Below are 10,726 nucleotides of genomic sequence, written 5' to 3'. Positions count from 1 at the left end.
ACGGACGCTAGGGAGCCACCCTTACACCAACATTTTCGACGCGATCAGATCTATGGAGTTGAACGTGTATTTAACTCCATATGAGACGTGATTTATGATATAGAGTGCATTTCTAAAAATGTTTTCAGCATATTGTCTTTCTTTTAGATTAAAGTATCTCTTCGATCTGAAAATATCTTTTGCCTCGTCAACATTAAGTGCCGACTTTTGTATCAACTCGATTGTTAATTGAACATTCGAACTAAACGAATCCTTTGATTCCCGATACCTTTTACAGCACTCTTCGACATGTCTAAAAGATAGGAGGTCATCGTAAAATTCCACGTTTAAGTCAACAATGTCAACTTTGTATTGTTCAACCTCTTGAAGATATGACTTCAAAACAGGCAAGGCAAGATACGGCCCCACTGGACTCCATCCTGGGGGAAATACTAAAAGCGTTTTAGGCATATCAACGTCACATCTTTCGCAAATAATTCAATTGAAACACAACTACCATCATAATTGAAAATACACCAAGTCCTGTAACGAGAATTGAGAACATCGCGATGCTCGTGAACAGCGAAACAAGAAGTGTTGAAATAACAACAGCAACCGATTGCAAAGACTCCCTAATTGAAAACAGGCTTATCGATTCAGATCCGTCTCTCGCCAAATCCTGCAGCGATGTTATGAGAAGCACATCTTGAATGGCGTTTCCGGCACCGACGATAAAAAGGAAAATAAACGATATCCCAGACGCATAGCGATAGCCAAACGCCAGATACGCACCGAGCGCAAGATACGTCACAAAACAATATGATTTAACGCAATCGGAACCACTGATTAAACGACCATATATTGTATTTCCGAACAACAGTCCGATTGTAAGACTACTCTGAAGGAATCCGTATTGTATCGATGACGAGTCAAATTGCAATTGCGCTATAGCTGGCAAAAGAGAATTCAGAGAGCCGAATGCCACGCCACTAGAAATATCGATTAATAGGAAACCAATTGCCAAGTGCTTCGCGCTAAGATCACTAAATGCAGTCCTGTTTTTTTCATTTTTGCTTATTCCCTCTTTATCATTAACCTCGATAACCGACGGAACATCTCGCAGCAACCAGAACGACGCGGCAAAAGAAAGCGCGTCTAATGCAAGAACAGCCTCCGCCCCAAATTGAGCGACAACAAAACCGCCGGCAACTGGCCCCAGAACCATCATCAAATTCTGCAGGAACCCAAACGAATTATTAATTACGTCGCGATTGATACTATTCGTATTGGCTCTTAACAACGAGTAAAAGCAGGGCATTTCTACCGTTCGGCAAAGCGATACCGCGCACGTAATAGCAAACATACTCCATTTACTATCAACAAAAATATAGCAAACGAATAATCCCGCGCGAATTAAGTCTGCCAATCTCATGGCCTGCAGTGTCCCGATACCCATCTTCTGAGGCAGCTGCGCGAGCGCAACTGAAAACAGAGAGGGGGCAAATCTGCAGCAGACCATCAAAGCAGTTGCAGAAACATCGTGAGTTACCTCGTAAATCAGCATTGGCAAAGCAATATTCGCACACCAATTGCCTATTTCGCTTATCCCTCTAGCAATATATAGGACCCGAACCGGACGGCTAGCTCTCAATACCGTGAACATCACGATTAACCTCGTATTTCAGGCCTCGTTCATCCCTTAATAGGAATCCATAATCAACCAAGTACCGCCTCAACACGGCATAATCAGGATAGAGCTGTGACAGCACACGATTAACCTGAAGCTCCGTATAACTTGTATTTAATTCAAAGAAAGAGACGGCCCATAGCAGCATGATTCTTTTATAGCTTTCCTTTTTTGGAATTGAAACCAGCTCGCCATTCTTGAGAAATCGTTTTTTAAAGTCTATTAGCTCATCCATTCACATCCTCCATTTCATACGCATCTAATACTAAAAATGCATACGCTTTAGGTCATCGCATTCAGCTTCTTTATTCGAACTAAACTCGAACTAATCTAAATTATTTGCTCAGACACTCTTCGAAAGCTCGTTTTTCACTCTGAGTAAAATGCCCTTCCCAGTCAGTCCACGAACAGGAAGGCAACTCACAACGAGCGGAGTCGAAGCCCTCTGCCGTCGGTCGCTCAAAATGCACGATAAGCTTTTCAATATCGCCATCTGTAATCAGGTCAGAATGAATGACCTCGGTTCCATCTTCGAATGTCATATACGGGTACATCACGTAAACCACCTCGCAAACATAAATCCAGTTTAGCATCAAGCTATTGCACCAAAGACAGCAGGCCCCCTTGATGAGTTGATGGTATCTGTTAAATGTCACGTATGATTCACATCTGGTGGGTACCCTGATGGCTACACGAAACGAAGCAGATTTACACCGGGAGGACCCCGTATGACAACCAAGTACACCGACGCGCCGCGCACGCGCGTCATGACGCCGGCATCGCTCAACAACGGCGTGCACGAGAACCATTCCATCGGACAGACCATGGCCATCGCGCCCAAAAAGGGCCTGTTCGATGACATTTCCATTCCCCAGATCATCGCCGGCGCCGCAGCTGCCGCCACGAGCGTGGCGCTTGCCTCCAAGATTGGTATCGCTGGTTCAGTAATTGGTGCCGCCGTGAGCTCGGTCATCACCGTTGTGTCCTCGCAGGTCTACCGCCACTTTATCTCTGCCAGCGCCGAAGCCCTCAAAGGTACGCACGCCGCCGTCGACTACCCCGCCGGCGCCTATGAGCCCGTTGAGCTTAATGCCGAGGAGCACCTGGGCGGCGCCGCGACTACGCAGGAGATGCGTCAGGTCGCGGGACGCGCGACCACGGCGCGCGTCGCCCCCAACAGCCTGCGCGCCAAGGCGGCGGAAGAGCGCAGCCAGACGCAAAAGAAGGTCATCATCTTCTCGATCGCCATCGCCATCGTCGCGGTTATCGCCTGCGCCGGCGCCATCCTTATAACCACCGCCGGTGAGGGTCTGGGCGAGCGCCCCGAGCCAATCCTTTCGTCGCGCACGACCGAGCAAGACGCGGACAGCGCCGGCCAATCGCAAAGCCAGCAGAACGACTCACAGGCCAACTCCGCACCCACCGATTCTTCCTCGACCACCCCTGATCAGTCGCAAGGCACCGATTCCTCTTCGAACAGCGGCGGCACACAATCCGGAACGACCGACTCCAGCCAAACGACCGACGGCTCTCAGCAGAGCACGGGTGACCAGACGAGCGGCAATGCATCGGGCACGGGCTCAACCGACAACAGCAACACAAACAGCTCGAGCGGAACCGCATCCGGCACGGCATCCGACAGCTCGAGCCAAGGCACGACATCGGGCAACTAAGCACGATCGCCTCTCACAGATAACCGACCTGTATAACGGGCGCGAACCGGCAACGGTCGCGCCCGTTTGCTTTGGGCGCCGAGGTGGCAGGCCCTGCGCGATGGTAAGATGCTTTGGTGTGTAAAGAGGAGATTTGCCATGAGCAAGACAATAGTTAAGCCCACGCTATCGCTGGGCAACCACATCTATCTGTATCGCCTGCTGCGCGATGCGATTGGATGCGGCAAGCAAACGTTTATGACACAGGTCGAGGAGACACTCGCCGCTGGCGATATGACCGCTTATGACCTGGACTTCGAGTCCACGCGCGAGCTGCTCGAGGAACTCGACGACTGCATTAAGCTGACCGTCTTTAAGGGCGGACGTCTGTATGCCACCGTCATCGCCAATGAGGCCTGGGATGCTGCCCTTGCCAAGGGCGAGGACAAGCCCAAGGCCGCCAAGGGCGCCAAGCAGTCCTACAAAAAGAAAAAGCGCGGCGAGAAGGACCTGAAGGCCGTGCGTCCCAAGCACGTTAAGCGTCCCGAGCCCGAGTCCGTGGCCGAAGTCGCTCCGGAGCCCGAGCCCGAGGTAGAGGCTGAAGTCACTGCTGAAGTAACGGCAGAGGTCGAAACTGAAATCGCTGCCACGACCGAGCCCGAAGTCATGGCTGAGCAGGAAGCCGCCGTTGAGCTCAACGAGGTTCCCAAGTCGAAAGCCGAAGAAACCGCCGGCCAACCCGAGACGCCTGCGTTCCAAAACAGCGATGTCTTTGGCGACAACGCCGAGGACGACCAGTCCGACGAGCCCGCGAATCAAGACGCTACCGAGGCGACGCCGGAACCCGAGACGCCGCAGCCCGCCATCTCGCTCACGGTTGTCTATGACCCCGAGAACGCCAACGCCGGCATCACCACCATGGTATCCACGCCGGTCGAGGCCAAGCCGAACGTCGAGGCAGAGGACACTCCGCAGGCCGGTGCCAAAACCGGGACCGAAGACACGTCCATCTCCGTGGAACCGACAGATTCCATAGCTAAGCCAGAAGCGGCATCTGAGTCTGCACCTGTCATTGAGTCCGCATCCGCACCCGCCTGTGACCAGGCTCCCACACCTGCACCGACTCCGGTCCCCAATTCAGCACCGGCCCCCGCTCCCGCAGCACCGACCATCCCCGGGGACTTCCCCATCGATTTCGCGACCGAGGTCTTCTGCCCTAGTCCGCTGCTGCACCAGCTGTCGACTTATCTCCCCTACGGCGCCGACACCCTCGGCATCGTCGGCGAGTACTACTGGATCGCTCGCGAGCGCGGTACCATCGAGGCTGGCCGTAACCGCGCGAGCTTCCCCCTGCGCTACACACAGGCCGGCAAACGCCACGAAGTCACCGTACGCATTCGCCGCAACACCACCGGCGGCCTCGGAGCCACCTGGGCCATCGACAAGGTCGAAGCCCCGGTCGAGTAAAAAACGGCCTCGGATAGCCAATTGACCATCCGAGGCCGTTTGAATTCAGGCCTTTTAGTTGTCATCGGCGCATATAGACACCAGAGAAGCAAGCTCATCCTCAAGTTGCGGAGCAAAGTATCTAAAAGAAACCTGCGCTCCAGTCGGTATCGACTCAATCATATTCGCAGCATTATCTGAAACTCGGTACGATGCAGTTTCACCTGTCTTCAAATCCTCTATTGAGCAGACAGCGTCTTCAGCATCAATCGACCTAAGCACGCCTTCTCCTTGTAACATCACATCGGCATGCCCGCCAGCTATTTCTAATGAACCTGAGTCTGTCGCAGTCACTTCTCCGGAACCTCCGCGCGATATCTCTTCCTTTGTTGAACAGCCCACCAATGAAGCCATCAGCACCAAAGACAGAGCTAGACGAATCGCCCTACTTCGAAAAAGTCGTTCCATAAGTCCACGCATAATAGCTCTGATCATACTTCAGGAAGGATAAAGATGAATTCCAGCCGTCCGCTATGCCAATCATCTGCCTTGTCTCTCCAGTTTTCTTACCAGTAAGTGTGGCGTAAGCCTCCGCTGTTACAGAATGGGCTGATCCGTTGTACAAACTCGCATGTAAAACATTCGGTCTATTAGAGTTAATCTCATTTTGAATGCTCGCGATAGCCGGAGAGGAGACAGTGCGGGCGATAAGAGTACTTCCTCTGCTTGCGCAGTAATTTGTAAACCCCGTTGCACAGGTTGATATCGGCGTTCCGCCCAAAACAACGCCGGGAACAGTCTGTTCTTCATCGGAAAGAGCATGGGTATTGGTGTAATTCCATATCTGCATATATTGCGAAGGGTCGCTATATAAATTGGCAATGCCATACAGTTCCGCAACGTTCGAAAAAGCTGTCACCATACAAGCATAGTGGGCAGTAAGCCTCTTAATCTCGCTTTCATCATATGACATAAACTGAGAAATGGAACGAAATCCAGATACTGTGTAATCCTGCATTTGAGTTGCGTAAATTACGACATCGTTCCAGCTTGAAGGTTTATTCGATAAAACGACAGGCCGTCCTTCTATGGAAACAGCCGGGATTGTTCTTCCGCAATTTGTTGTTATTGAACCGTCCAAAGATTGCACACCGAATTCGAACGGATTGATCATTACGACTGGGTTATTGAAAGAATAAGACTCAACACCAAGATCTCCTCCCCGATCCATAGGGCTGACTAAGCCGTCACCAAAACGATATCCCGTAAGTATTTCATCATCTGAAGCATCTAAAACCAAATAGCCCGCGGCTCTATTGAATGTCACAACCGGAACAATGTAGCCAAGCGGGGACCCATCAACGTCTACAAAAGGAATAGGGTCAGAAGGCGTATACGAAGAGCCGAGGAGTCCCTTTATATATTTATCGGCAAGCTCTTGCGCAATTTCTGAAGTAAATTGTATCTGCTCACCATCAATATTGCCCGTCGAAGCAAAAACCTCTTTCGGACGTGCGGCTAAGGCGACAATTGAAGACGCGACAAGTTGCAGAAAACGACGACGCGAAAGCATATGTTCTTCTTTCTAGAGGAGCGACTTATAAGATACTCCTATTCTATAACCTTTTTTGTAACGTTACAGCACTGGTTATATTTCAATTCGATTTGCTTATGTCCTTGTAACCCAATACGTCTTTACGTTTTAAACGGAATTAGAAAATCACTCATAGCAAAAACGGGCTTTAATCCCAAAGAGATGACTTTGATTATGAATCAAACCAGCAGCCAGGGCATAGCTGCAGTGCAATTGCTACAAGAAAGGCCGCCCTTGCTGGCGGCCTTTCTACTTGCTACTAGTCACGCGTGAGCTTGCGGTGAATACGATGCGGCTGGGCTGCGTCCTCGCCCAGGCGCTCGATGCGGTTGGCCTGATAGGCCTCGAAGTTGCCCTCGAACCAATACCAGTTGCCCGGGTTCTCGTCGGTGCCCTCCCACGCCAGGATGTGCGTGGCGACGCGGTCTAGGAACATACGGTCGTGGCTAATGACCACCGAGCAGCCCGGGAACTCGAGCAGCGCCGCTTCGAGCGAGGACAGCGTCTCGACGTCGAGGTCGTTCGTAGGCTCGTCGAGGAGCAGCAGGTTGCCGCCCTGCTTGAGCGTAAGCGCCAAGTTCAGACGGTTGCGCTCGCCACCGGAGAGTACGCCAGCGCGCTTCTGCTGGTCCTGGCCCTTAAAGCCAAAGCTCGCCACATAAGCACGGCTCGGAACCTCGGTCTCGCCGACCATCATGTGGTCCAGGCCGTCCGAGACGACCTCCCACAAGTTCTTATCGGGGTCGATGCCGGAACGGTTCTGGTCGACATAGGAGATCTTGACGGTCTCACCCACCTCAAGCTCGCCCGAAGTCAGCGGCTCCAGACCCACAATCGTCTTGAACAGCGTGGTCTTACCGACACCGTTGGGGCCGATGACGCCCACGATGCCGTTGCGCGGCAGGGTAAACGAAAGGTCGTCGATGAGCACACGGCCATCGAACTCCTTGTGCAGATGATGGGCCTCGAGCACCTTGTTGCCCAGACGCGGGCCCACAGGGATGCGGATGTCGGTCCAGTCGAGCTTCTGGCTTGCGCGGGCCTCGGCCTCCATCTCCTCGTAGCGAGCCAGGCGGGCCTTGTTCTTGGCTTGGCGAGCCTTGGGCGAGCTGCGCACCCACTCGAGCTCGGCCTCCATGCGCTTGGCGAGCTTGGCATCGCGGTTACCCTGAGCCTCGATACGGGCGGCCTTGGTCTCCAGATACGTGGAGTAGTTGCCCTTGTAGGGATAAAGGTGACCGCGGTCGACCTCGCAGATCCACTCGGCAACGTTATCCAGGAAGTAGCGATCGTGTGTGACGGCAAGCACCGCGCCCTGGTAGTTGTGCAGGAAGTGCTCGAGCCACAGGATCGACTCGGCGTCCAAGTGGTTGGTGGGCTCGTCGAGCAGCAGCAGGTCGGGAGCCTCGAGCAGCAGTTTGCACAGCGCCACGCGACGACGCTCGCCGCCGGAGAGCACGTTAACCGGCATGTCGGAATCGGGCAGCTGCAAGGCGTCCATGGCCTGGCCGAGCTTGGAATCGATATCCCAGCCGTCGGCGGTATCAATCTCGTCCTGGAGCTTGCCCATCTCGGCCATGAGGGCGTCCATGTCGCAATCCGGGTCGCACATCTCCTCGCCGATCTTATTGAAGCGATCGACCTTGGCGATCATATCGCCAAACGCCATGCGCACGTTCTCGATAACGGTCTTGTCGTCGTCGAGCGGCGGTTCCTGCTGCAGGATACCCACGGTGTAGCCGGGGGTGAGCCTGGCATCGCCGTTTGAGACCTCCTCGATACCGGCCATGATCTTGAGCAGGGTCGACTTGCCCATGCCGTTGGGGCCCACGACACCGATCTTGGCACCGGGATAGAAGCTCAGGGTCACGTCGTCAAGAATCACCTTGTCGCCATGGGCCTTACGAGCCTGATACATCTGGTAGATAAACTCCGCCATTTGCCTATTTAATCCTTTCTACCTTCTGTTTCCCTATTCTTGATTCGCTTTAGTGGAAACGAAATGAGGAAACCAGCTCTGAAACTAAACGAAAAAGGGGCATGGTTGCCCACACCCCCTAATACTACCTGGGAAAAGTCCCTCGGAACATACTATGAACTGCGTACGCTAGTTTTCCGCAACCTTAACGAGCGGCTCGCTGCGATTTGCGCCACAGCAGATACGAATAGACGTAGGCAGCTCCAGCTGAACCAAACGCCAGAACCGCAATCACCGCGGCGACGACTTCACTCGAAAGCACGCTACCCGCCACGCCCATCACAATCAGGCCAACGCCCAGCACCATAAAGCAGGCACCGCCAAAACGCTGCGTACGGCGCCAGTTCTCGGGATCGGCAAGCGCCCAGGGCGTCTTGATACCGAGCGTGTAGTTCTGCTTTACGCGCGGTAAGTAGTTGCCCATACCAATAAAGAGCAAGCCGATAGCGCCTGATACCAGCAAATTGACCGTTCCTACCACCGGCACGATGCCCCACACCGTTAGCTCCCCCAGCCAGCTTATGGCACACATGAGCAGCGTGAAGGCGATTACGAAGCCCTGATAGAACTTACCCGAGGTCCGATACGCCTCGCCCTTGGGGTCAATGCGTGGCACGACGTAGAACATCGCGAGAAGTGCCAGAGGCAACACGCCGAGCGCGGAGGCCATCCAGCTAGGGCCCCAACCGTCGACGGCGCCGTTCGCGCCCCAGTGCGTGGGAATCTGTGCAGGCAAGCTCGGCATCACCATGAGGTGCGCTACGACATTGGCGACGCACAGAACGACCAGTGCAATCCACACGCGCGACGATACCCCCGTGACGTGAATGCCCTTGTTTTCGTTATTCATCCTTATCACCTTCAGTGTTTGTAAAGCCCATAAACCAGCCAATCAAGTCCTGCATGACGGTGGTATTTAAGCTGTAAACGATGTTTTGGCCATGGCGCTCATCGGTCACCAGCCCGGCGTTTTTGAGCGTCGCCAAGTGATGGCTCAATGACGGCTTGCTGATGTCAAAATGCTCGGCAAGCTCTCCAGCCGTACAATTGCCCTCGCGCAGTAGTTCCAAAATGCGCCGTCGCGTAGGATCGGCCAGCGCCTTAAAACCCTCTCCCGGCATAGGACCTCCTCTCAGTATTTCGTTCGACGCGCACACTATACTCGATATTTAGATGTTTGTCTAATTATCTAAAACAGTAACATCTATAGAACATTCGTTCGTATTTAGCTACAATGGAAGTTGAAGCAGATGGGCCAGCTCCCTCTACCCAAGAAGGAGATGGACTATGAGTATTGACGATGTCCTGACGTTGTTATTGCTTGTAATCGCGGCCGTGGAGCTCGGCATCCACATTGGAGGTCGAATGAAATAGCCGCCCCCGCGTAATGCGAAGACGGCCACTTCTCACGCTACAAACGTGTTTGGGAGTTGGCCAACCCGCTGCAACGGGTGCCATCTGCTTCAATCTTATGCGAATCCCGATCCCATTTCAACAAGCCCAAGGGCTCAAATGGAATCGCGATAACACCTATAATGACAATAGCTAAAACACGATTCGCTTCCCCATCGGAGGATGTCTATGACCGAAACCGCTGCCGCTCTCGTCGAGACACGCGACACCAAGCTCGAGATCATCATGGGCCGCGAGGCACTCGATAAGCTCGCCGATGCTACGGTGCTGGTGCTCGGCTGCGGAGGCGTGGGCTCCAACTGCTGCGAGGCACTCGCCCGCGGCGGCATCGGTCATTTCGTCATTCTGGACAAGGACATCATCGCGCCCAGCAATATCAATCGCCAGGCCATCGCCTTTCACAGCACCGTCGGCAAGCGCAAGGTGGACGTGATGGAAGCCATGATTCGCGATATCAATCCCGCGGCCACCGTTATCAAACGCACCGAATACCTGCTGAGCGACAACATCGACGAGTTCTTCGCGAGCGTTTTGGAGCAGACGGACGGCAAGCTCGACTACGTCGTCGACGCCATCGACACCATCTCGGCCAAGCTCACCATTGCCAAATATGCTCAGGACCACGACATTCGTTTGGTTAGCTCCATGGGCGGGGCCAACAAGCTCCATCCCGAGTGCCTCCTCTTTGCCGACATCTTCGATACGGTACGTGACCCCATGAGCCGCATTATGCGCAAAGAATGTAAGAAGCGCGGAATCAAGAGCCTACATGTACTGTTTAGCTGCGAGGAATCGATTAAGACACAGCCCCGCGATCCTTCCAACATCCACGAGCGTACCGAGCTCGGAACCGCCAGCTTTATGCCGCCTATCATGGGTCAGATGATTGCCGGCGAGGTCATTCGCCAGATCAGTGGGCGCGGCACCGAGCGCGTGCGCGCCGATGGTCAGCGCCTGGACTAACGGAGCGCGCCGAG

Annotated in this window: 11 protein-coding genes; 3 read left to right on the top strand and 8 right to left on the bottom strand. The window is 53.6% G+C overall.

What is annotated here, in order from left to right; all coding sequences use genetic code 11:
• Positions 1-457 precede the first annotated feature (457 nt).
• The 3 genes from DW024_RS03015 to DW024_RS03005 form a co-directional block, all read right to left on the bottom strand.
• The gene (locus DW024_RS03015) at positions 458-1,642 is read right to left on the bottom strand and encodes an MFS transporter (protein WP_082435530.1); all 1,185 of its coding nucleotides are present in this window, start codon (positions 1,640-1,642) and stop codon (positions 458-460) included.
• Complete coding sequence (locus tag DW024_RS03010; protein WP_055251466.1) at positions 1,620-1,901, bottom strand: DUF2087 domain-containing protein; 282 nt, start codon at positions 1,899-1,901, stop codon at positions 1,620-1,622. The genes DW024_RS03015 and DW024_RS03010 overlap by 23 nt, the downstream gene beginning before the upstream one ends.
• 100 nt (positions 1,902-2,001) lie before the next feature.
• Positions 2,002-2,223, bottom strand: a complete 222-nt coding sequence (locus DW024_RS03005) for a hypothetical protein (RefSeq protein ID WP_233541318.1) — start codon at positions 2,221-2,223, stop codon at positions 2,002-2,004.
• Between the two features lie 171 nt (positions 2,224-2,394).
• Here DW024_RS03005 and DW024_RS03000 point away from each other — a divergent pair, with 171 nt between their 5' ends.
• Together DW024_RS03000 and DW024_RS02995 are read left to right on the top strand one after the other, a co-directional pair.
• A complete protein-coding gene (locus tag DW024_RS03000) occupies positions 2,395-3,339 on the top strand; it encodes a hypothetical protein (protein WP_117758546.1) in 945 nt (314 codons plus the stop codon).
• Positions 3,340-3,477: 138 nt separating this feature from the next.
• On the top strand, positions 3,478-4,785 hold the full coding sequence (locus DW024_RS02995; protein ID WP_118376939.1) for a hypothetical protein: 1,308 nt from the start codon (positions 3,478-3,480) through the stop codon (positions 4,783-4,785).
• A gap of 54 nt (positions 4,786-4,839) precedes the next feature.
• Here the strand turns inward: DW024_RS02995 and DW024_RS09975 are convergent, their stop codons facing one another.
• The 5 genes from DW024_RS09975 to DW024_RS02980 form a co-directional block, all read right to left on the bottom strand.
• The gene (locus tag DW024_RS09975; RefSeq protein ID WP_147352039.1) at positions 4,840-5,232 is read right to left on the bottom strand and encodes a hypothetical protein; all 393 of its coding nucleotides are present in this window, start codon (positions 5,230-5,232) and stop codon (positions 4,840-4,842) included.
• Positions 5,210-6,337, bottom strand: coding sequence for a hypothetical protein (locus DW024_RS09970; RefSeq protein ID WP_147327747.1), 1,128 nt, complete (start codon positions 6,335-6,337; stop codon positions 5,210-5,212). The genes DW024_RS09975 and DW024_RS09970 overlap by 23 nt, the downstream gene beginning before the upstream one ends.
• Before the next feature lie 280 nt (positions 6,338-6,617).
• Positions 6,618-8,297: an energy-dependent translational throttle protein EttA gene (ettA, locus tag DW024_RS02990; protein ID WP_118094517.1), complete on the bottom strand. Its 1,680-nt coding sequence runs from the start codon at positions 8,295-8,297 to the stop codon at positions 6,618-6,620.
• 184 nt (positions 8,298-8,481) lie between these two features.
• Complete coding sequence (locus tag DW024_RS02985) at positions 8,482-9,186, bottom strand: SdpI family protein (protein WP_118376938.1); 705 nt, start codon at positions 9,184-9,186, stop codon at positions 8,482-8,484.
• The gene (locus DW024_RS02980; protein WP_022094448.1) at positions 9,179-9,457 is read right to left on the bottom strand and encodes an autorepressor SdpR family transcription factor; all 279 of its coding nucleotides are present in this window, start codon (positions 9,455-9,457) and stop codon (positions 9,179-9,181) included. Before DW024_RS02980 ends, DW024_RS02985 begins: the two co-directional genes overlap by 8 nt.
• A 460-nt stretch (positions 9,458-9,917) precedes the next feature.
• On the opposite strand from DW024_RS02980, the gene DW024_RS02975 reads away from it, so the two are divergent.
• A complete protein-coding gene (locus DW024_RS02975; RefSeq protein WP_118376937.1) occupies positions 9,918-10,712 on the top strand; it encodes a ThiF family adenylyltransferase in 795 nt (264 codons plus the stop codon).
• Positions 10,713-10,726: the final 14 nt, after the last annotated feature.

It is taken from the genome of Collinsella sp. AF37-9, assembly GCF_003475115.1.
Lineage (GTDB): Bacteria > Actinomycetota > Coriobacteriia > Coriobacteriales > Coriobacteriaceae > Collinsella.
This window is presented reverse-complemented; position numbering and strand designations above follow the sequence as displayed.

What these genes read in the sequence shown, in the direction of transcription:
- DW024_RS03015 (WP_082435530.1), bottom strand. Translation starts at nt 1,642, where the DNA reads ATGTTCACGGTATTGAGAGCTAGCCGTCCGGTTCGGGTCCTATATATT.
- DW024_RS03010 (WP_055251466.1), bottom strand. Translation starts at nt 1,901, where the DNA reads ATGGATGAGCTAATAGACTTTAAAAAACGATTTCTCAAGAATGGCGAG.
- DW024_RS03000 (WP_117758546.1), top strand. Translation starts at nt 2,395, where the DNA reads ATGACAACCAAGTACACCGACGCGCCGCGCACGCGCGTCATGACGCCG.
- DW024_RS02995 (WP_118376939.1), top strand. Translation starts at nt 3,478, where the DNA reads ATGAGCAAGACAATAGTTAAGCCCACGCTATCGCTGGGCAACCACATC.
- DW024_RS09975 (WP_147352039.1), bottom strand. Translation starts at nt 5,232, where the DNA reads ATGGAACGACTTTTTCGAAGTAGGGCGATTCGTCTAGCTCTGTCTTTG.
- DW024_RS09970 (WP_147327747.1), bottom strand. Translation starts at nt 6,337, where the DNA reads ATGCTTTCGCGTCGTCGTTTTCTGCAACTTGTCGCGTCTTCAATTGTC.
- ettA (WP_118094517.1), bottom strand. Translation starts at nt 8,297, where the DNA reads ATGGCGGAGTTTATCTACCAGATGTATCAGGCTCGTAAGGCCCATGGC.
- DW024_RS02985 (WP_118376938.1), bottom strand. Translation starts at nt 9,186, where the DNA reads ATGAATAACGAAAACAAGGGCATTCACGTCACGGGGGTATCGTCGCGC.
- DW024_RS02980 (WP_022094448.1), bottom strand. Translation starts at nt 9,457, where the DNA reads ATGCCGGGAGAGGGTTTTAAGGCGCTGGCCGATCCTACGCGACGGCGC.
- DW024_RS02975 (WP_118376937.1), top strand. Translation starts at nt 9,918, where the DNA reads ATGACCGAAACCGCTGCCGCTCTCGTCGAGACACGCGACACCAAGCTC.